Annotated in this window: 20 protein-coding genes and 2 pseudogenes; 8 read left to right on the top strand and 14 right to left on the bottom strand. The window is 69.2% G+C overall.

What is annotated here, in order from left to right; genetic code table 11:
- Window positions 1-112: 112 nt before the first annotated feature.
- From ACFU9P_RS02440 to ACFU9P_RS02425, 4 genes are all read right to left on the bottom strand, one after another.
- Window positions 113-856 carry a TIGR02391 family protein gene (locus tag ACFU9P_RS02440; RefSeq protein ID WP_384077297.1) on the bottom strand — a complete coding sequence of 248 codons (744 nt, stop codon included), beginning with the start codon at window positions 854-856 and terminating at the stop codon, window positions 113-115.
- Window positions 857-941: 85 nt separating this feature from the next.
- Complete coding sequence (locus ACFU9P_RS02435; RefSeq protein WP_376376804.1) at window positions 942-1,415, bottom strand: GNAT family N-acetyltransferase; 474 nt, start codon at window positions 1,413-1,415, stop codon at window positions 942-944.
- A gap of 32 nt (window positions 1,416-1,447) precedes the next feature.
- Window positions 1,448-1,807: an ArsR/SmtB family transcription factor gene (locus tag ACFU9P_RS02430; RefSeq protein WP_384077296.1), complete on the bottom strand. Its 360-nt coding sequence runs from the start codon at window positions 1,805-1,807 to the stop codon at window positions 1,448-1,450.
- Window positions 1,808-1,894: 87 nt separating this feature from the next.
- A complete protein-coding gene (locus ACFU9P_RS02425; protein ID WP_384077294.1) occupies window positions 1,895-2,032 on the bottom strand; it encodes a hypothetical protein in 138 nt (45 codons plus the stop codon).
- A gap of 120 nt (window positions 2,033-2,152) precedes the next feature.
- Between ACFU9P_RS02425 and ACFU9P_RS02420 the strand changes: the two genes are divergently transcribed.
- The gene (locus tag ACFU9P_RS02420) at window positions 2,153-3,562 is read left to right on the top strand and encodes an NAD(P)-binding domain-containing protein (RefSeq protein ID WP_384077292.1); all 1,410 of its coding nucleotides are present in this window, start codon (window positions 2,153-2,155) and stop codon (window positions 3,560-3,562) included.
- 383 nt (window positions 3,563-3,945) lie between these two features.
- Here the strand turns inward: ACFU9P_RS02420 and ACFU9P_RS02415 are convergent, their stop codons facing one another.
- A complete protein-coding gene (locus ACFU9P_RS02415; RefSeq protein WP_384077291.1) occupies window positions 3,946-4,626 on the bottom strand; it encodes a DUF6304 family protein in 681 nt (226 codons plus the stop codon).
- Window positions 4,627-4,784: 158 nt separating this feature from the next.
- Between ACFU9P_RS02415 and ACFU9P_RS02410 the strand changes: the two are divergent.
- Window positions 4,785-5,200: pseudogene (locus tag ACFU9P_RS02410) on the top strand (hypothetical protein).
- A gap of 47 nt (window positions 5,201-5,247) precedes the next feature.
- Here the strand turns inward: ACFU9P_RS02410 and ACFU9P_RS02405 are convergent.
- Window positions 5,248-5,578: pseudogene (locus ACFU9P_RS02405) on the bottom strand (transposase); the annotation flags it as partial.
- A gap of 325 nt (window positions 5,579-5,903) precedes the next feature.
- Entirely contained in the window at window positions 5,904-6,620 is a 717-nt protein-coding gene (locus tag ACFU9P_RS02400) for a TetR family transcriptional regulator (protein WP_384077289.1), read from the bottom strand.
- A gap of 110 nt (window positions 6,621-6,730) precedes the next feature.
- Here ACFU9P_RS02400 and ACFU9P_RS02395 point away from each other — a divergent pair, with 110 nt between their 5' ends.
- Complete coding sequence (locus ACFU9P_RS02395) at window positions 6,731-7,573, top strand: SDR family NAD(P)-dependent oxidoreductase (RefSeq protein WP_384077287.1); 843 nt, start codon at window positions 6,731-6,733, stop codon at window positions 7,571-7,573.
- 57 nt (window positions 7,574-7,630) lie between these two features.
- Window positions 7,631-9,280, top strand: coding sequence for a CocE/NonD family hydrolase (locus tag ACFU9P_RS02390; protein WP_384077285.1), 1,650 nt, complete (start codon window positions 7,631-7,633; stop codon window positions 9,278-9,280).
- Between the two features lie 47 nt (window positions 9,281-9,327).
- Here ACFU9P_RS02390 and ACFU9P_RS02385 read toward each other — a convergent pair whose 3' ends face one another.
- The 3 genes from ACFU9P_RS02385 to ACFU9P_RS02375 all read right to left on the bottom strand — a co-directional run bounded on the left by ACFU9P_RS02385 (window position 9,328) and on the right by ACFU9P_RS02375 (window position 12,610).
- The gene (locus tag ACFU9P_RS02385; RefSeq protein WP_384077283.1) at window positions 9,328-10,809 is read right to left on the bottom strand and encodes an FAD-binding protein; all 1,482 of its coding nucleotides are present in this window, start codon (window positions 10,807-10,809) and stop codon (window positions 9,328-9,330) included.
- Window positions 10,810-11,082: 273 nt separating this feature from the next.
- Window positions 11,083-11,712: a maleylpyruvate isomerase family mycothiol-dependent enzyme gene (locus ACFU9P_RS02380; RefSeq protein ID WP_384077281.1), complete on the bottom strand. Its 630-nt coding sequence runs from the start codon at window positions 11,710-11,712 to the stop codon at window positions 11,083-11,085.
- Window positions 11,705-12,610, bottom strand: a complete 906-nt coding sequence (locus tag ACFU9P_RS02375) for an alpha/beta hydrolase (RefSeq protein WP_384077279.1) — start codon at window positions 12,608-12,610, stop codon at window positions 11,705-11,707. Before ACFU9P_RS02375 ends, ACFU9P_RS02380 begins: the two co-directional genes overlap by 8 nt.
- 81 nt (window positions 12,611-12,691) lie before the next feature.
- Here ACFU9P_RS02375 and ACFU9P_RS02370 point away from each other — a divergent pair, with 81 nt between their 5' ends.
- On the top strand, window positions 12,692-13,324 hold the full coding sequence (locus ACFU9P_RS02370) for a TetR/AcrR family transcriptional regulator (protein WP_384077278.1): 633 nt from the start codon (window positions 12,692-12,694) through the stop codon (window positions 13,322-13,324).
- Between the two features lie 10 nt (window positions 13,325-13,334).
- Here ACFU9P_RS02370 and ACFU9P_RS02365 read toward each other — a convergent pair whose 3' ends face one another.
- The 4 genes from ACFU9P_RS02365 to ACFU9P_RS02350 form a co-directional block, all read right to left on the bottom strand.
- Window positions 13,335-13,886 carry a transposase gene (locus ACFU9P_RS02365; protein ID WP_384077276.1) on the bottom strand — a complete coding sequence of 184 codons (552 nt, stop codon included), beginning with the start codon at window positions 13,884-13,886 and terminating at the stop codon, window positions 13,335-13,337.
- On the bottom strand, window positions 13,883-14,473 hold the full coding sequence (locus ACFU9P_RS02360) for a hypothetical protein (RefSeq protein WP_384077274.1): 591 nt from the start codon (window positions 14,471-14,473) through the stop codon (window positions 13,883-13,885). The genes ACFU9P_RS02365 and ACFU9P_RS02360 overlap by 4 nt, the downstream gene beginning before the upstream one ends.
- Before the next feature lie 66 nt (window positions 14,474-14,539).
- Window positions 14,540-15,181 carry a TetR/AcrR family transcriptional regulator gene (locus ACFU9P_RS02355; RefSeq protein ID WP_384077272.1) on the bottom strand — a complete coding sequence of 214 codons (642 nt, stop codon included), beginning with the start codon at window positions 15,179-15,181 and terminating at the stop codon, window positions 14,540-14,542.
- A 142-nt stretch (window positions 15,182-15,323) separates the two neighbouring features.
- On the bottom strand, window positions 15,324-15,941 hold the full coding sequence (locus ACFU9P_RS02350; RefSeq protein ID WP_384077270.1) for a TetR/AcrR family transcriptional regulator: 618 nt from the start codon (window positions 15,939-15,941) through the stop codon (window positions 15,324-15,326).
- A 164-nt stretch (window positions 15,942-16,105) separates the two neighbouring features.
- Here ACFU9P_RS02350 and ACFU9P_RS02345 point away from each other — a divergent pair, with 164 nt between their 5' ends.
- The 3 genes from ACFU9P_RS02345 to ACFU9P_RS02335 are packed head-to-tail and all read left to right on the top strand — an operon-like array spanning window position 16,106 to window position 18,878.
- Window positions 16,106-16,855, top strand: a complete 750-nt coding sequence (locus ACFU9P_RS02345; protein ID WP_384077269.1) for an SDR family NAD(P)-dependent oxidoreductase — start codon at window positions 16,106-16,108, stop codon at window positions 16,853-16,855.
- A 38-nt stretch (window positions 16,856-16,893) separates the two neighbouring features.
- The gene (locus ACFU9P_RS02340; RefSeq protein WP_384077267.1) at window positions 16,894-17,646 is read left to right on the top strand and encodes a TIGR03620 family F420-dependent LLM class oxidoreductase; all 753 of its coding nucleotides are present in this window, start codon (window positions 16,894-16,896) and stop codon (window positions 17,644-17,646) included.
- The gene (locus tag ACFU9P_RS02335; RefSeq protein WP_384077265.1) at window positions 17,643-18,878 is read left to right on the top strand and encodes an alpha/beta fold hydrolase; all 1,236 of its coding nucleotides are present in this window, start codon (window positions 17,643-17,645) and stop codon (window positions 18,876-18,878) included. Before ACFU9P_RS02340 ends, ACFU9P_RS02335 begins: the two co-directional genes overlap by 4 nt.
- Window positions 18,879-18,976 lie beyond the last annotated feature (98 nt).

Raw genomic sequence — 18,976 nt, 5'->3', positions numbered from 1 at the left:
GAGCGCGGTGATTGATGCTGTGGTGATCGGCGGCTGGGCAAGGCTCGCCGCCGATGTCATCCGCGCCGAGTTCCGTACGACCGCCGAGCTGTTGGGCTGAGACCCGGGCTGCTCAGGCTGTGACGACAGTCGAGGTGTCAACCCAGCGTGCGAGGACGCTGAGGGCGGCGAGTTGTTCCAGTGCCTCGTTCTCGGGTAGCTCCGGCAAGCCGTCCTCGTGGCTGTTGGGGTTACGAATTCCCGCGTAGCACCCCTCTGCAAAGGCCATGGCTCCACGGTGAACGCTGCGGAAGGTGTCGCTTCCGTCATTGGCCATCAGCCGCAAGCGCGGCTGGCCCGGCTTGGGATCATCAGCGGAGAAAAGCTGCTGGAAAAGCTTCGTCTCGCTCACGTCCCGACGCTGAACCTTATTCTGCGTCTCGGCGTTCACCTTCCGGGCGGCCGCGGTGACGGCCTCGCGGAAATGTCCGCTGCGCCAAAGGGAACGTGCACCGTCCCATACCCACTGGTGCATGCTGCTGGCACTCAGCTCAGGGGCATCATCCCCCAGGCGCTGACGGATCTCCTCGTCTCGTGCCAGAGCCGCGTCCGCGCGCTGAGCTGCCTCACGATGCTGGCACCACCGGTTGACCGACTCGTTCTTGTCGTCCGGTACGTCTGTCCGCCAGCGCGGGAGCACCCGCCCAAGAATCTGTTCCACCACATACGCGCTGGCGACGATGTTCGCCTCCGAGCCTCGATTGGCCATTGCACTGGAAATCGTGATCACGCCGGGCGGATCCGGCGGGAAGTAAAGCGCTGTCAGACGCAGAAACTCCGCCAACTCGGAGCGCGCCCACTCAGTGTCGATGCTCACCCAGCCATAGTGCCAGTCGGCACTGACACACCGGATCGCCAGATTGTCCGCAGCGGCGGCACCGCCCGGGAGATCGCCGTACTGCTCAGTCGACGACCGGGCTACGGTGCTCGATGAGCAGCACATCGCGCCAGGTCCCGTGGTGGCGGCCGACGCGTTCGCGGGTGCCGATGATCCGGAAGCCCGCGCGGCGGTGCAGGGCCAGGCTCGCGGTGTTCTCGGGGAAGATGCCGGACTGGATGGTCCAGATGCCCGCGGCCTCGGTCGAAGTGATCAGCGCGTCCAGGAGCGTACGGGCGACGCCCCGGCCGCGCGCCTCGGGGTCGACGTAGACGGAGTGCTCGACCACCCCGGCGTACGCGGCGCGCTCGGAGACCCTGCTCACGGCGACCCAGCCCAGCACGCGACGACCGTCCGGCGCCAGCGCGACGAAGCGGTGCTCCGGCAGCTTCCCCGTATCGAATGCCTCCCACGAGGGCGCGGCCGTTTCGAACGTCGCGTTCCCCTCGTCGATCCCCGCCTGGTAGATCGCAAGCACCTGGCCGGCGTGCACGGCCATGAGCGGGCGGAGCAGCACGCCGGCTTTGATACTCACGAGCCGGGCTGAGTGAGGAGTTGGCCCATGGCGGCGAGAACGGAGGGGGCGACGCGGTAGTACACCCAAGTCCCGCGCCGTTCCGAGGTGAGCAGACCGGCCTCGCGGAGCTTCTTCAGATGGTGGGAGACGGTGGGCTGGGAGACGCCGACGTCCGAGATGTCGCAGACGCAGGCCTCGCCGCCCTCGTGCGAGGCGACCAGCGAGAACAGCCTCAGCCGCACCGGGTCGCCAAGTGCCTTGAACATCGCGGCCGTACGGACCGCCTCCTCGGCCGTGAGCGCCCGCTCGGACAGTGGCGGGCAGCACGGCGCCACCTCCGGATCCAGCAGCGGCAGCGCCTTCGTATTCGACATACGTCTATGTTGACACGCGTCGAACCAACCTCACAGGGGTCGCCTTCCACCGTTACCGCCGGGCGGGGCATGTGGTCGTTCGTCGCGCTATGCGCCGCGCGTCACGGGGTGCGCTGCCACTCCGACCGCCCGTTCGGGCGCCTCCAGCGTTGGCGGCTCCAGCCCGCGTAGACGCAGGGCGTACGCGGCGGTGAGCCAGGACTCCCCGCCGTCGATGGCTGTCACGTGGGTTTGCTTTGTGATGGATCTCTTGTTTCGATGAATGTCTATGTTGACAGTTATCAAATCAGGTGGAACCCTGACGGTGCAATCCATCGATAAACGTCGAAACAAGAGGGAGTCGCCGTGACTGTGCCGACGACCGAGGTGCCCACCAGCGACCTGCCCACCGTGGTGATCGGAGCAGGTCCGGTCGGGCTGGCAGCCGCCGCCCACCTGGTCGAACGCGGTATCGAGCCCTTGGTCCTGGAGGCAGGGGAGCGCGCGGGGAGTGCCGTACGGGAGTGGAGTCACGTACGGCTCTTCTCCACCTGGGCCGAGCTGGTCGACCCGGCCGCCGAGAAGCTCCTCGCCCCCACCGGCTGGACCGCGCCGGACAGGTCCACCTACCCCACCGGCGGCGACTGGGCGATGCTCTACCTCCAGCCACTGGCCGACATCCTCGGCGAGAGGGTTCGGTACGGCGCCTGCGTCACCGGTGTCTCCCGCCTTGGACGCGACCGGGTTGTGGACGCCGAACGGGCGAAGCAGCCCTTCACCGTCCATGTCGCGTACGCGGACGGCACCGAGGAGAGGATCACTGCTCGTACGATCATCGACGCCTCCGGTACCTGGGCCGTCCCCGGCCCGATCGGCGCCGACGGACTGCCCGCGCTGGGCGAACGTACGGCCTCGGACCGGATTTCGTACCGCGTCCCCGACCTCAAGGACCCGGTCGTACGGGCCCGTTACGCGGGCAAGCGCACGGCCGTCATCGGCTCTGGTGCGTCGGCCTTCACGGCGCTCGCCTACTTGGCCGACCTTGCCGAGGACGTTCCCGGTACGCATGCCGTGTGGATCCTGCGGCGCGGTATCAGCGGTTCCACCTTCGGCGGCGGTGCGGCCGACCAGTTGCCCGCCCGAGGAGCCCTCGGCCTCGCGGCCAAGGCGGCCGTGGACAACGGTCACGCCGATGCCGTCACCGGCTTCCGTACAGGGGCGGTCGAACGCGACGGTGACGGTCGGCTGGTACTGGTGGCCGACGACGGCCGCCGTCTCGACCCGGTCGACGAGGTCATCGTCCTGACCGGTTTCCGCCCCGACCTGTCCTTCCTCTCCGAACTCCGTCTCGGCCTGGACGAACGCCTCCAGGCGCCCCTGGAACTCGCACCGCTGATCGACCCGAACGTCCACTCCTGCGGCACGGTTTACCCCCACGGCCACCGCGAACTGTCCCACCCGGAGCAAGGTGTCTACCTCGTGGGGATGAAGTCGTACGGCCGCGCACCGACCTTCCTGGCGATGACCGGCTATGAGCAGGTGCGCTCCGTCGCCGCCGCGATCGCCGGCGACATCGAATCCGCCGACCGCGTCGAACTGACCTTGCCGGAGAGCGGGGTGTGCGGCGGTGCCGGGCTATTCGACGAACCGGCCGCCGAGCAGCAGGCCGACGCCGGAGGCTGCTGCGCCACGCCGACGCCGGAACTCGTACAGATCGGCGCCCCGGCCCCGGCTGTGACGAAGGGGGCCCCGGCGGGCGGCTGCTGCGACTCGTGACTGACCTGGCCGCGCGTTGCGCTCCTGGTGCTGTGTGCCACCCAGATGACGAGCCAGTACGGTCGGCTGTCGGGGCTCCTCGTGGCCCCGGCCACCACGACGTCCGCGCTCGCGCCCGTCGCCGGAGCTGCCCTGGCCACCCCTCTGGGCGGCTCCCCGCACCTCTTCGGACTGCTGGCCCTCGTCTCCGGGCTGGCCGCGGTGATCGCCGTTGGCGCTGCTCCGTATCGCCGTGTTGGTGAGACACACAGGCAGTCGCTTCACAAGCGGGCCAGAGCGCCACCGTGCTGTTGTCACTCGGTACGACAAGCTCGCTGTCCGGTACCACGCAACGGTGCTGGTCGCAGCCATCAACGAACGGCTGTGAACAGCACGCAAAGAAGCTAGCCGCGGTATCCGGTACCCGGCTGACGTTGCTCGAAGTCAGGGCAGTGGAACGTCTCCTGTACGAGACCGCTCTTCTTGTCCCAGAGAGCGAATATGTCCCGCTTGCTGGTGACAGCTCGGTAAGCGTCCTTGCTGTCGCGGAAGCAAGCCATCGAGCCGATGAACCCGGAGCCCGCCGGGTTGTAGTCGGAGAAGGCGCATGAGATGCAGGCCAAGAGGCGGGTGCCGTCCGGTAGTCGGTGCTGGAGGTCCGTCAACGCATTCTCCATCCAGCCCTGGGGAGCGGTTGTCTCCACAACCCCGGTCGGCAGGTGCAGTTGCAACGTCACACCGGTCAAGTCGATTGAGTTGTTGAGTGCGGGATCTCCAAGGACCAGTCGTACGGTCAACGGGACGCTCATGGGTCCGGTGTCGGCCAGAGAGACCTCAACCGGCATGCGCCACTCGATGCTGCACGAGCACAGATCGCCATGATGCAGTGCAGGAGGTTCGTTGGTTTCGGCGGGCGCTCCGATCAGCTCCAGACTGTCAACTGACGTTCCCGCGAAGCGGTTGCCACGGAGGACCATCGTGAACGTCCCACCGTTGTTGACCAAAGTCGTCTCGAATCGGCCCCAACGATCGGTGACAACCGCGGGGTAGTGCTGCGGACTTGCGTACCCAAGCGCCTCACTCATGCGGGCCAGTATTACGCAGTAGTCGTCTTCGGCAGTCAATGACCGTCCTAGGCCGTTTCGTTCGGATCGCCGAATCCTTGGTGTGAGTCGCTCATCGAGTTGGGCGTCCTCCGTGGTTTCAGTAGCCTGCTGTCAGCTGTGTGTCGGGGGAGCTGAGTGTGGAGACCATCCTGTCTGTGGCCATCGGGGCCGGTATCGGCCTCATAGGGGTCGTGTTCGGCTCTTGGTTCACTGCGCGCCGGCAGGACCGCATGTGGCTGCGCGAACAGAAGCTGAAAGCCGGGGTCGCCTTCAACACGGCCGTGACTCAGCTCATCGACTACCTTCGCGAAACATAGCTGAGTGACGACGGCGCCGGCGGTAACGACTGGCGGGCCGGATGCAGGAAGCCCGGTCAGCCCTCTACCTGCTGTGCGCCGATGACACTGTCGATCTCGCCAATACTCTCGCGCGTCGGGTTTGGAGCTCCCGACCCAGCGAGGGCAGAGACGACCGCAGGGCCGAGCACAGGGAGACGTTGGATCTGCTTCGCCGCTTCACCCATCAGCTCCGGCAAGAGATCGCCAGGACGTAGTCTCAGCTGGTTCATCGGGCGGACCGGAAGAAGATGCCTAACAACAGCTAACACAACGAGTTGAGCTGTCGGTGGGTGATGAGGCAGCAGGCGAGTTTGAGGAAGGCTTCGTGGATGTCGGCTCGGCGTTCCCACCGGATCCGCAGGCGGCGGAAGCCGTGCAGCCACGCAAAACTCCCTTTCCACGACCCAGCGGTAGATGCCCGGTCCGGTGCCGTGCAGAGTGCCGCGGCGGGCGATGGCGGGGACGATGCCGCGGGCGCGGACCTGGTCGCGGTAGATGTCGTAGCCGCGGTCAGCGAAGAGTGAGTTTGGCTTGTGGCGGGGACGGCCGACCCGGCCGCGGACCGGCGGGATCGCGTGCAGCACGTACAGAATCCCGCACAGCACCTCCCACCCCGAACTGGGCCATCAGGGTCAAATCGCCCGATTATGTTAGCTGTTGTGGGATCTCCTACCAAAATTGCAGGTTGAGCAGCCAGCGGAAGCAGATGATGCTGCACGCCAACCGGAGGAACGGGACGTGGATGTCGTCGTGGATCTCCCAGTGGATGCGCAGCGTCGGAACCGCTGCAGTAATGGGAAGGTGTGCCGACCGCCCAGCGGTACACCCAGTCCAGATCCGTGCTCCTTGTCGCAGCGAGCGGCGAGCGGCGAGCAGCGAGCGGTGAACGGCTTGATCGCGACTGTCGGGACTTGTTTGTCAGTGGTGTGCGCCTCGTCTCTTGGAGCGCCGAGCAGGAGCTTCCAGCTGCGGACGGGCGAGGGTCCCGGTGATCAGGGTGGTCAGCATCGTTCGCATGGCGGTGGTGAAGTCCAGGCGCTGCTCGGCCAGTGACGGATCGATGTCGTAGGCGGCGAGCATGCTCGCCGACGGTACGGAGTGCGTCCGGATGGCGCCGGTGATCAGGATGGCCTGGGCGGACACCTGTCCGGCGTCGGCGCCGAGTTCGGGCAGGTGGTCGCGGACCATTCCGGCGAGGACGGTCACGTTGTCGACGGCGGCGTGCTTGTAGCGGATGGCGACATCGGTGGAGACGTTGTGTTCCAGGACCCCGGCTTGCGCGGCGAGCAGGTCGCACAGCGCGCGCTGCTCGGCGAGCGAGCGGGTGAGGGTGTCGGCGAGCCGGGCGCCGCGCTGCTGGGCGGTGCCGTCGGTGCCGATGCCGGCGGTGAGTTGCTCGGGAAGCTGTGCGAGCCACTGTTTCCAGGTGCGGTCCAGCAGTTCCAGCAGGATCGCCTCACGGGACTCGAAGTAGCGCAGCAGCGGTGACTTGGCGAGCCCCACCCGGCGGCTCAGCTCGTTGAGGCTGATCTTGCTGACGGGCATCTCGTCGAGCATGGCGGCGGCGGTGTCGAGGATCGCCTGTCTGCGGATCTCGCGCTGTTCCTCGCTGCGTGCCCGGCGGAATGTGGTCATACCGCCATGGTAGACCACCGGTACATTGACATGGTACCGACGGTCCATTAGCTTGGGGCGCCGGCATAATGGACCGCCGGTACACAAGTCGGTATACAAGGAGTGTGGTCATGTCGAAGGTGTGGTTCGTCACCGGGAGCTCTCGCGGGCTGGGCCGCGCGATCGTCGAAGCGGCACTGGAAAGCGGTGACCGCGTGGTCGCCTCCGCGCGCAATCCGGCCCGGCTGGAGGATCTGGTCGCGCGCCACGGCGGGCGAGTGCTGCCCGTGGCGCTCGACGTCACGGACAACGACCAGGTCCAGCAGGCCGTCCAGCAAGGACTGGCCGCGTTCGGCCGCCTCGACGTGGTGGTCAACAACGCCGGCTACGCCGACCTGGCAGCCGTCGAGGACGTGGACCTGGCCGATTTCCGGGCCCAGTTGGACACCGACTTCTATGGCGTCGTACATGTCACCAAGGCGGTGCTGCCGACACTGCGCGCCCAGGGCGCGGGGCACATTTTCCAGGTCTCCTCGGTCGGCGGGCGGATCGGCTCGGTGGGACTGGCCGCGTATCAGAGTGCGAAGTGGGCGGTCGGCGGCTTCTCCACCGTTCTCGCGCAGGAGGTCTCGCCGCTCGGCATCAAGGTCACCGTGCTCGAACCGGGCGGCATGCGCACCGACTGGGCGGGCTCCTCGATGGCCATCCCGCCGGTCAGCGAGCCCTACCGGCCCACCGTCGGCGCGTTCGCCGACCTGCTCCGCAACGCCGCGGCCTTGAGCGACGCCACCGGGGTGGAAGCCGCCGAGCCGGCGAAGGTCGCCCAGATCGTGTGTGATCTCGCCGGCCGCGAGGACGCGCCGCTCAGGCTCCTGCTCGGCAGCGACGCCTACCGCTACGCCCACCAGGCCGCCCAGGTACTGGCCGAGTCCGACGAGAAGTGGCGCCACGTCACCGATTCCGTCTCGGCCTGAACCACCACCGGGGCCCTCTTGGCCCCGGCTCTTCAGATCCTGCGAACGGGAGCACCCATGCCGGAAGACGCCCACTCCCCGGAAGACGCCCACTTCGACTTCGCGCCGGACGCGGCACTGGACCTGGCCGATCCCCAGAAGGTCCTGGCCCTGCTGGGGATCAGCCCACGCAGCACCGACTGTCTGGTAACGACAGTGCGCGTCCCCATGCGCGACGGCATCGAACTGGCGGCCGAGCACTACGCCCCGCACACGGACGAGCCGTCGCCCACCATCCTCGTACGCTCACCGTACGGGCGCGGCTTCCCGTTCGACGTGCTGCTCGCGAAGGTGTTCGCCGGCGCCGGCTACCACGTACTGCTGCAGAGCTGCCGCGGTACGGCGGACTCGGACGGTCAGTTGCGGCCGATGGTCCAGGAGGCGGCGGACGGCCACGACACGGTCGGCTGGCTGCGCGAGCAGCCCTGGTTCGACGGCCGGCTGGGCCTGATCGGCATGTCCTACCTCGCCTACTGCGTCTACGCCCTGCTCCAGGACCCGCCGCCCGAGGCGAAAACCGTGGTGATCGTGGTCGGGCCGTACGACTTCGGCTCCGCCTTCTACCGCACCGGCGCGTTCACCGTGCAGGAAAGCCAGAGCTGGAGCAACCTTGTGCGCCGACCGTCTCCCGGGGTCGCCGACGAGTTGCCGGCCGACGCCACGCAGCGGCTACCGCTGCTGGCCGGGGCGGAGTTGCTCGGTCCCACCGCGCCCTGGTACGGCGAGTGGGTCGGTCACCCCGGCCTCACCGACCCGTACTGGCGGCCGTACGACCACCGTGTGGCACTGGAGCGGTTCACCGGTGCGACGCTGCTGATCGGCGGCAGCTACGACGTGTTCCTGCCGCAGAGCATCGAGGCTTTTGAGGTGCTGCGCGCACGGGGTGTGCCGGCCGCGCTGACGCTCGGGCCGTGGGTGCACACCGATGTCGTCGCGGCCGCCGCGGGGACGATGGTGGACGAAGCGCAGGCGTGGTTCGACGACCACCTGCGGGACGGTGCCACCGCCCTCACCCGGCCGGCAGTTCGGCTGCATGTAGCCGGTGCGGAGGAGTGGCGCGAACTCGCCAGCCTGCCCGTGGCGTCGGGGCACCAGGAGTTGCGTCTCTGCGAGGGCGGATCGCTGACCGTGGACGGCGACACCGGGTCCTCGATGTTCACCTACGACCCGGCCGACCCGACGCCCACTGTCGGCGGCCGGCGCGTCTCCCCGGACGGCGGCCCGCGGGACAACACCGCACGCGAGCAGCGCCGAGACGTGCTCACGTTCACCACCGCGACCTTCGGCCGACCGGTCGAGATCCACGGGAGTCCCACGCTGAGCGTCGGCCTGACCTCGGACAACCCGCACGCCGACCTGCACGCGCGCCTGTGCGTGGTGGACGCGGACGGCACCTCCGTCAACTTCTCCGACGCGATGCTGCGGCTGCCGTCCGTGGACGATCCGGCTACACCACGAATAATCGAGCTGACGCTCGACTTCTGCGCTCGCCGGATCGCCGCCGGGCAGCGGATCCGGCTGCAGCTGTCGGGCGGCTCGTTCCCCGAGTACGACCGCAACCTGGGCACCGGCGAGCCGCCCGCGACGGGCACGGCGATGGCGACAACGACACATGTGATCGACCACGCCACGACCACCCTTTCGCTGCCGACCGGCGAACCCATTTGAAGTCGCCCCGGGCCGGCGGAGCTTCGGTTGACGGCGGTCGGGTCCGTTCAAGGGGTGAAGATGTGCTGGCCCGGGGCGAGCAGGTCATGAGGGTCGTAACGGCGCTTGGCGGCGGCGAACGTCTCCCACACCGTGCCGTACTGGCCGCGCCAGTCGGCGGCGGTCATCGGGATGGACCCCACGGGGTACTGGGTGCCGCCGGCCGCGCGGACCGTCTCGTACGCGGCGTGGTTGGCGGCCGTGCGGGCGCTCACGGCCGCGGGATGCGCCGGGTCCAGGGTCCACAGGACGGCCAGCAGATACGGCACCGGGTCGTCGGGGACCCGCAGCAGGGGGGTGCGCAGGTGGCGGCGGACCAGCGGATAGAGCAGTACGGCGCCGCCGGGGCCGGTGTCCTGCCCGGCGAGCCCGTCCAGCAGGGTGCGGGACAGCTCGGCGGCGCGGTCGCCGGGCAGCAGCAGATTCAGCCAGGGATGGGCCCAGGACCAGAAGCCGGCGTGCTGGAGGTCCTCCACCCCCGCGGCCAGGCGGTCGAGGAAGTCGTAGTACCCGAGTGTCTCGGCGGTGAGCGGTGCTGACCGGTCGTACCGCAGGCCGCGCAGCAGCTCCGCGTCGTCCCGCTCGGGTCCGGCGGGCGGCCCGTAGGCGACGGCCTCCAGTACGTACTCCGTGTACGCACCCTCGCCGTCCGCCTCGACCGAGCCTTCGACATAGGTGAACCGCTCGTCCCCGGCGAGCAGCCGCTGGTCGGCCAGGAACGTCTCCAGGTCCGTGTACGGCAGCAGGAAGTGCCGCACGGTCTCGGGCGCGGTGACCAGCCGCAGTGTCGCCGAGACGATGACCGCGCACTGGCCGAGTCCGGCGAGCACCGCCCGGAACAGGTCCGGCTGCCGGGTGGGCGAGCAACTGACCAGTTCCCCCGTCCCGGTGACGACCTCCAGCGCGGTGACGTTGTCCACCTGTGCGCCGAACCGGTGCGCCTGGCCGCCCAGCCCGCCGACGGACAGGGTGCCGCCCACCGACAGCTCCAGGTAGTCCGTGAAGACCGGCGGCGTCAGCCCGTACCGCAGAGTCTTCCGCGCCACCGCGCTCCACACGGCTCCGGCGCCTACCGTGACCTGCCCCGCCCTCACCGGCCCGATCCGGTTCAGTGACCCCGTCTCGATCACCAGCCCGCCGGCCACCTGCGCCTGCCCGTACGTCCCGTGTCCCTGACCGCGGGCGGCCACCTCGACGCCGTACGTGTCGCAGAACGTGATCATCTCCACCACGTCGTCGGCGGACTCGGCCTCCAGCACGGCCGCCGGGACGTGGTGCACGATGTGCCCGAAGTCGTCCGCGCCCTCGGCGAGCGGCACCTCGTCCGACCGCAACGAGCCGTCCAGACGGGGCACTTGTACCAGACCGGCTCGCCCGGCCCTTGCCTCCGCCTCCGTCACCCACATCCGCGTCCGCGGATCGAAGGCCACCACCCCGGTCCCCGCCGCCCCCGCGCGTAAACCCGTCGGCCGCTCCGTCTGCTCCGCCATGACTCCCCCTCCTCGGCCGCGCCGCCCCGGGCAGCGCGCCACGAACCCCAAGCCAGGACCCAACGCGAACGCACCGGCCGCATCCCGTCGCGTACGGTGCCGTTCACACGGCTTTCCCTACCCGTGAACAGAGCGGCGTCGTCACGCTTTCCAGCCATCTGCCGAGCCGCGAAACGGTTCTTGGTCGTACCGTGGCCCCTCGCCGCTGCGGTCGATGAGGAGCCGTTGTGTGCGATGCGGAGGTGAGAAGGGGCCTGTGCGTGAGGAGGGAGGTCAGAGCCGGGCCGCGAGCATCGGCAGGCCGGGGCCGGCGAGTCGGCCGCGTGCGTGTCCGCGCCCGGCCAGTACGGAGATGAGGGCGTCCGCCGGGCCGGATACCTCCGGCCGGCCGGCCGGTCCGGTGTTCCATCCCGTGTCGGTGGCGGTCAGGTGCAGGTTCCTGCTTCTGGTCCTGGCGGGGACGAACGGGTTGGGGATGGTCGTCTCCACGTGGAGGACAGCGTTCGCGACTTCCGGCGCGAGGTCTGCGGACCGGCCGAGGGCCAGCGCGATGTCGAGGTGGTGGACGGTGTGGTCGCCCAGGAGCAGTGGGGATGGGAGCAGCCGTCCGATTCCGCGGGGGCTGTCGTGCCCGCGGTCGAATTGGCCGATCAGTTCGGCGGCACTGTGGCGTTGGGTGTGTGTGCGGGTGAGTATGTCGTTCGCGGTGTCGAACGAGCCGCGCTGTCTTGCCATTTCGGTCAGCAGCCGCGTGTTGCGGACCTGAAGGCCGAGGGCCAGGTGCGACAGGACGTCCTTGTTCGTCCAGCCGGCGCACAGGCTGGGTGCGGCCCATTCGTCGTCGGTCAGCGAGGACGCGAATTCCAGGAAGTGCTCGTCCTGGCGGCGGACGAGGTCACGCATGGAGGGCCCCGCTCAGCCCGAGGTGGCGGGTGAGGAAGGCGACCTGGTCGGCGATGATCCCGTCGACGAGCGGTGCGTGGTACACCTCGAAGTGGTCGGCCGGGTAGTGGATGGCGACACCTCTGGGTGCGCGTTCGGCGGTCTTCACGGCGATGCGGGGATCCGTCAGCGTCTCGTGGTCCGACACGCACACGAGCAGCGGGGACTTGATCTTTCCCGCCTTTCGGGAGGCGTTGAGGGTGACGAGTTGGGCGCCGACGGCAGCGGTGACCCGGTTGTCGAAGTCCACTCCTGCGGGAACCATGCCGTACCAGCCGTCCCTGGCTCCGGGCACGGTCACCATCGCGGAGCTGCCCGGTTCGCCGACGACGCCGATGTACCTGCGGGGCAGCCGCAAGGCGGCTCGGACCAGGTCGTCGGTGATCGGGCCGGCGAGCCGGAGAACGTGTCGCAGGCCCGAACTGAAGGCCGCGTCCATCGTGTTGACCACCGGGCACTGCATCACGGCCGCGGCCAGTTCGGGATGCCGGGCCGCCGTCAACAGGGCATGGGTCGCGCCCATCGAGGTGCCCCAGAGGGCGATTCGGCTGCCGTCGACTTTCGGATCCCGCCGGATGAAGTCGAGGGCGGCGTCGATGTCCGTCAACTGGCGGCGTACGGAGATGAGTTGGCGCGGGGTTCCCTCCGAGGCACCGATGTTGCGGAAGTCGAAGGAGAGCACGGCCGTCCCGGCAGCGGCGAACGCCTGCTCGTACTGGGCAAGCCGCATCTCGTGAGTGGCACCGAAGCCGTGGACCAGAACGACGGCCGGAAACGGCCCCGCGCCGGTGGGACAGGTGAGCCAGGCGGCGCACCGGCTGCCCCCGGACTGGAACGACGTGCCAATGGTGTCGAACACCGTCGCTGCTCCTCTCGTTTAAGTACACCGTACGTGATGTAGAGTCGTTTACGTACGGCGTACGTGTCAAGTGGAGGTCACATGGCAAGGCCGGCGCGCTACACGCTCGCCCAGATCCAGCGGCAGGCTCTGGAGATCGTCGACCGTGAGGGTCTCGCCGGGCTCTCCATGCGGAGCCTCGCGGCTGCTCTCCGCACCGGGCCGATGACGCTCTACAACTACCTCGACGGCCGTGACGGCCTCGAAGAACTCGTCGTCGACGCGGTGGCGGCCAAGGTGCCACGGACAGAGCCGACGGACGACTGGACGGCCGACGCGAGAACCGCAGCCACGGCACTGTGGAGCACCGTCCGCGAACACCCGGCCGCCATCCCCCTGATCCTGACCCGCCGCACCTCCTCACCGGGCGCCCTGGCCCCGGCAGAGGCACTGGCTGCGGCCCTGGCACGGTCCGGACGCACCGGCTTCGACCTCCTGGTGGCATTCCGCGCGGTCATGGGCTTCGTCATGGGGATCGCACAATCCGAACTCGCCGGACCGCTCACCCCCGAAAGCGACCCCAAAGGCGAGGCCGACCGCGTCCGCACCGTCGCGAGTGACGCCAATCCCACACTCGCCGCACTCGCCACCACAGCCGGCGCAGATGCCCACCGGGAATTCGAGGAAGGACTCACCCTGATCCTGGCCAGCCTCGGCCGAGAACCCTCGGCGTAGAAGGGGCGCGTCATGGGGCCGCCCACCCGGCCGCCACTGCTGCAGCGCCAACCATAGACACGGCTGCGCGCACGTCACCGGAACCGCGGAGGCAACCCGGCCCGCCGATTTCACAGCGGGTGTTCCGTCGCCTCACGAACTCCCTTCCGTCGGTTGCCGCATGCGGCAGCAGGTGGCGGCGGCGCGATATATGCCCACCCCAGTCGTTGAAGATCATTTCGTTAGGAGCTCTTAGATGTGGAGTCCGGCCAGGCGGATGGTCGCGGTCTTCTCGTAGCGGGTGGCGAGGCCACGCCATTGCTTCAGGCGGTTCATGCACCGTTCGACGGTGTTGCGCTGCTTGTACGTCTCGGGGTCGAAGGCCGGTGGCCCTGCCGCCCCGGCTTCCCCGGTTCAGCCGATGGCCCCGCTGGTCCGCCGGAACGGGAATCACCGTGCGGATGCCGTGCTTGCGCAGATGGTCGCGGATCGCGCGGGAGGAGTACGCCTTGTCAGCAAGGACCGCGTCCGGCCTGGTGTGGGGCCGTCCACGGCGTCGGGGAACGCGCGGCCGTGTCGTCACGTCAGTGAAAGCGGGTGTGTCGCCAGCCTGTCCGGCGGTGAGAACGAAGGCCGGCGGCCGACAGCGGTCGTCAGTAGCAGGGCGGACCTGAACCCGAGGAGCGCGGAGTGCAGTGGGGGCGGCACCTGTCGCGATACCAGCAGCGCGGTCGCGTCCGAGGGCGGCAGGTTGCGCAGGGCGATCACGTGCAGTGCTTGTGTCCATCCGGGATCGGCCTGCCAAGGGAGGCCGGGCGGCTGTCTGCCCGCGATCACGACGACGGCTTCGGCCGGCAACCGGGACAGGAAGCTGTCCCGCAGCCATGTCTCCAGGCCCTGGCACTGCTCGAAGGTGTCGATCAGCAGGACGGGCCGTTCGTCGTCGAAGGCCGCTGCCGCCTCGGCTTCGAAGCTGTCCGGGGACAGGCCCGGGGAACGCCCGTCGACCCGGATGAGGGTCCGCCCCGCTGAGCGCGCCAGGTCGGCGAACCTGCGCAGCAGACTGGACTTGCCGATTCCTTCCGGTCCGTGGACGAACAGTACGGCGAAGGAATCCGGTTTACCGTCCAGGGCCGAGCCGAACAGGTCCAGTTCCTCGGCGCGGCCCACGAAGCCGCCCTCGCGAGCGTGGCTGAGCCGCTGTCCGAGAGTGGGGGGGCGGGTTCATGGATCCGGTCACCGGCTCGCCGGACGGCCGGCCCGCCGGGATGTGTCCTCCGGCAGGGCGCGCAGGGCGATGTCGACGACCCGCGTGAGGTCCTCGGGGGTGGAGCCGGCCGCGGCGTGTACGGCCAGTCCTTCGGAGAGGACCATGATGAAGCGGGCGAGGTCGTCGGGCGTGGTTCCGGGGGCGAGGTCGCCTTCCCGGGCGGCCTGGTGGAACCTCTCGCTCATGGCGCGTTCCCCGGCCTGGCGAGAGCGGGCGAGAGTGAGGGAGACGCCGGCGTTGTCAGGGCCGCAGGACAGACCGCCCTGGAGGGAGAAACAGCCGAGCGGGCGGTCCCGGGCGGTGACGGCCATCACGTTCTCCCGCAGGAAGGTCTCGGCGACCTGACGTGCGGCCGGCGCGGCCAGGGCGCGGCCCGCGTAGGCCATGACGGTCTGGGCGTACCGGGCCAGTGCGAGTTCGAAGAGCCGGCGCTTGTTGCCGTAGGCCGCGTACATGCTGGTCCGGCTGATCCCCATGGCGTCGGTCAGGTCGGTCAGCGTGGAGCCTTCGTAGCCGTACCGCCAGAAGACCAGCATGGCGCGCTCCAGCGCCCGCTCGGAGTCGAAACCGCGCGGCCTTCCGATCGGTGACTGCGTGTCGGTGCCCATGGCCACACGATACACACATCGGTACTCATCGATACATAATGCGCCGGGGGCGTGCTGGGTTCAACTTCTCCCGGCCTCCCGTGTCGCAAGCGGCAACCCGATGTCTGGCCGCGGTCACGGCGGGGGCATGAGCCAGCTTGGGTCAACCGGGCGATACCGGGGGCCAGTTCCGCAGTGCGGTGTCGGCGATCTGCTGGAGGTCCTCGCGGCAGACGCCGCCGGCCGCCTGTACGGAGATGCCGTACGCGAACGTGGTCACGTAGCGCGCGAGGTGGGCCGGGTCGGCGTCCGGGGGCAGGTCGCCGGTGGCCTTGGCCTGTTCGAAGCGTTCACGGACGGCCTTCCCGCCGTCCTGGCGCCAGGCGATCAGCGCGTCACGGGCGCTGTGTGCCGGTTCGCCGGCGGCCAGCGCGCCCTGCACACCCAGGCATCCCGCCGGGCGGTCCGGGCGGGTCGTCGCGCGGACCGCCCCGTGAAGAAGTGCCTCCGCCACCGCCCGCGCGGTCGGTTCCTCCAGCGCCTTGGCCACATAGCTCGCCGGGCCCTGCGTGTAGCGGTCCAAGGCCTTGCGGAACAGCTCCTCCTTGTTGCCGTAGGCCGCGTACATGCTCGTGCGGGTGATGCCCATGGCCTTGGTCAGGTCGGTCAGTGTGGCGCCCTCGTAGCCCTGCTCCCAGAACACCGTCAGCGCGCGGTCCAGCGCCTTTTCGGCGTCGAAGCCCCGCGGCCGGCCCATCACTGACTTCTGCTTGCTGTCCATGAACAGCCAGTATACCCACATCGGTACCGTCCGGTACTCAAGTGGGGGCGAGGCGTGCTACCGTCCATTTCAGTACCGATCGGTGCGCAAGTTTTACCAGATCAGCCGGAGGATCGGCCTGGCTGCGCCATGCCCGGTTCCGGCGATGAGAAGAAGGAATTTTCATGGGACAGCTCGAAGGCAGGACCGCCGTCGTCACCGGCGGCACCACCGGCATCGGCTTGGCGACCGCAGTCCGTCTGGCGGCCGAGGGCGCGCACGTGTTCATCACCGGGCGGCGCAAGCCCGAGCTGGACGCCGCTGTCGAGACCATCGGCGCCAACGCGACCGGGGTACAGGGGGACGTATCGGTGCTGGGAGACCTCGACCGGCTCTACGAGACGGTGCGCGGCCAGGGCCGCAGGATCGACGTGCTGTTCGCGAATGCCGGCGGCGGCTCGTTCACCACACTGGAGCAGGTCACCGAGGACCACTTCGACCAGACGTTCAACATCAACGTCCGGGGTCTGCTGTTCACCGTGCAGAAGGCGCTGCCCCTGCTCAACGACGGCGCCTCGGCCATCGTGCCCGGCTCGACCACCGCCACGACCGGCACCGAGGCGTTCGGCGTCTACGCGGCCTCCAAGGCCGCCGTCCGCTCCTTCGCCCGTACGTGGGCCAACGAGCTCAAGGGCCGCGGGATCCGGGTCAACGCCGTCACTCCCGGGCCGATCGACACCCCCGGAATCGCCGGTCTGGCCCCCGACGAGGAGCAGGCGGCCGGACTGAAGGGCTTCCTCGCGGGCCAGGTGCCCCTGGGCCGGATGGGCCGCCCCGACGAGATCGCCAACGCGATCCTCTTCCTCTCCACCGATCAGAGCAGCTTCATCACCGGAGCCAATCTCTACGTCGACGGCGGCCTCAACCAGATCTGACCCCCAGTCGGATTCCGCCCCCTTCGGGTGGTGCCGATGTGCCCGGCGGCAGCGGGCGCACCGGCACCGGCCCGGCCCCCCGACACCCCGATGACAGACCCCCTCTGACACACCCCTCCGACAGACAACGGCGTAGCATCTGGCGGCACGACGCCGAGGAGATGGCCGCCGGTCACCACCGGCTCCAGCAGACCTACAACCCGCGGCTGATCACCGGCCTCGGCGTGAGCGACCCCGCCGCCGCCCAGCAGGTCGGCCGCCCCTTCCGCCCGGTCGCCGACATGAACGACTGTCTCGACCAACTCGACACCTCCGCCACGCCCCTGCCCGCGGGCGAACGGGTCCTGGCGGCACTCGGCCCCGGACTCCTCGACCTGGCCGCGCGCCGCACAGTGAGCGTCCACACTTTCCTGGTCACGCCCGAATCGACTGCCTCGACACGGCAGTTGCTCGGTCCGGCCGCCGCCCTCGCGCCGTACCAGGCCGTCATCCTGGCTTCGGACCCCGACACGGCCCGGGCCACCGCGCGCGGATTCCTGGGCTCGTTCATCGGCATGGCCCACTACGCCCGCAGTCTGCGCCGACAGGGTTTCACCGACGCCGACCTCGCCGACGGCGGCAGCGACCGACCCATCGACAGCGTGGTCGCCTGGGGCGACACCGAGGCCATCGCCCGACGCGTACGAGCACACCACGACGCGGGTGCCGATCACGTCGCCCTCCACGTCCTCACCGCCAACGGCGGCTTCCCGCGGGCCCAATGGCGTGAACTGGCTTCCCTGACCCAATGACCCACTGCCCCGACCAGCCCTGCACCGGCGCGCTCGCCGCACCGGCACCCCACCACCCCACCACCCCACCACCCCACCACCCCACCACCCCACCACCCCGCCACCCCGCCACCCCGGCAACCCACACCCGAAGGACTCCCGTGCCCATCGACCCGTCAGCTCTACGGCGCCCAAGCCGCCGCCGACTCCTCCTGCTCCTCACCGCCGTCCTGCTGAGCACCGCCGCCCTCGTCGGCGCCACACTCACCGCGTCGGCCACCGGCCAGGACCGGGCCACCGCGCCGGCCTCCGCCGCCCACACCCCGGCCTCCCAGGCACCCGCCTGTGTCGACCCGGAAAAGCCCCTCAGCCCCGGATACGACGCCGCCACCAAGCACGACACCGCGTTCAACAAGAATTTCCGGCACTGCTTCACCACCGTCAACGGCGTACAGATGCACTACGTCATCGGCGGCCACGGACCCCAGACCACCGCCCTGCTGCACGGCTGGCCCGAGAGCTGGTACGAGTTCCGCGGCATCATGCCCTCGCTGCTGCCCGGCCGTACCGTCATCGCCGTCGACCTGCCCGGCCTCGGTGACTCCACCGGCAACCCGCCCTCCTACACCAAGCAGACACTCGCCACCTACACCCACCTGCTGCTCGACAAGATCGGCTACCGACAGGACGTACGGTTCATCGCCCACGACTTCGGCGTCGGCGTCGCCTACGCCCTCGCCGCCCAGTACCGACAGCAGGCGGCGGGGCTGTTCCTGATGGACTTCCCCCTCGTCGGCAAGAACCTGAAGTTCTCCGACATCCAGCCGCTGGAGTGGCACTTCTCCTTCAACCTCCAGCAGCCGCTGGCGGAGGATCTGGTCACCGGCCGGGTCAAGACCTTCCTCACCTACTTCTACCCGACCCAGTCCCACACCCCCCGCCCTGTCCCCGACAACGAGATCGCCGAGTACACCCGGGTCTACTCCCGCCCCCAGGTCCTCCACGCGGGCTTCGAGCTGTACCGCACCTGGACCCAGGACCAGGCCGACAACACCCGCCTGCAAGCAACACCGCTGACCATCCCGGTCCGCCTCCTCACCCAGGACGGCTTCGCGCCCCTGCTGCTGTCCGCCGTACGGGACGGAGCCCCCACAGCCACCGGAACCGACATCCCCGGCGCCGGACACTGGCTCCTCAGCGAAGTACCCCAGCAGGTCCTCTGCGAGGTCAACGCCTTCTACCCCGCCCACTGAACCACGCGCAGACCAGCGGCCCTGGGCCTGTCGAGCCAGAAGAAAACGAAACGACGCTCATCACAGGGTGGGCAGCGCTCGTCGCTTATCCCGGGTGC

It is taken from the genome of Streptomyces sp. NPDC057617, from assembly GCF_042800555.1.
In the GTDB taxonomy this organism is placed as follows: Bacteria; Actinomycetota; Actinomycetes; order Streptomycetales; family Streptomycetaceae; genus Streptomyces.
The sequence above is the reverse complement of the archived record's forward strand: the minus strand, read 5'-3'. Positions and strand labels throughout refer to the sequence as shown.

Coding starts and splice junctions, on each gene's coding strand:
- ACFU9P_RS02435 (WP_376376804.1), bottom strand. CDS start 1,415: ATGGCCGTGCACGCCGGCCAGGTGCTTGCGATCTACCAGGCGGGGATC.
- ACFU9P_RS02430 (WP_384077296.1), bottom strand. CDS start 1,807: ATGTCGAATACGAAGGCGCTGCCGCTGCTGGATCCGGAGGTGGCGCCG.
- ACFU9P_RS02415 (WP_384077291.1), bottom strand. CDS start 4,626: ATGAGTGAGGCGCTTGGGTACGCAAGTCCGCAGCACTACCCCGCGGTT.
- ACFU9P_RS02400 (WP_384077289.1), bottom strand. CDS start 6,620: ATGACCACATTCCGCCGGGCACGCAGCGAGGAACAGCGCGAGATCCGC.
- ACFU9P_RS02395 (WP_384077287.1), top strand. CDS start 6,731: ATGTCGAAGGTGTGGTTCGTCACCGGGAGCTCTCGCGGGCTGGGCCGC.
- ACFU9P_RS02390 (WP_384077285.1), top strand. CDS start 7,631: ATGCCGGAAGACGCCCACTCCCCGGAAGACGCCCACTTCGACTTCGCG.
- ACFU9P_RS02385 (WP_384077283.1), bottom strand. CDS start 10,809: ATGGCGGAGCAGACGGAGCGGCCGACGGGTTTACGCGCGGGGGCGGCG.
- ACFU9P_RS02380 (WP_384077281.1), bottom strand. CDS start 11,712: ATGCGTGACCTCGTCCGCCGCCAGGACGAGCACTTCCTGGAATTCGCG.
- ACFU9P_RS02370 (WP_384077278.1), top strand. CDS start 12,692: ATGGCAAGGCCGGCGCGCTACACGCTCGCCCAGATCCAGCGGCAGGCT.
- ACFU9P_RS02355 (WP_384077272.1), bottom strand. CDS start 15,181: ATGGGCACCGACACGCAGTCACCGATCGGAAGGCCGCGCGGTTTCGAC.
- ACFU9P_RS02350 (WP_384077270.1), bottom strand. CDS start 15,941: ATGGACAGCAAGCAGAAGTCAGTGATGGGCCGGCCGCGGGGCTTCGAC.
- ACFU9P_RS02345 (WP_384077269.1), top strand. CDS start 16,106: ATGGGACAGCTCGAAGGCAGGACCGCCGTCGTCACCGGCGGCACCACC.
- ACFU9P_RS02335 (WP_384077265.1), top strand. CDS start 17,643: ATGACCCACTGCCCCGACCAGCCCTGCACCGGCGCGCTCGCCGCACCG.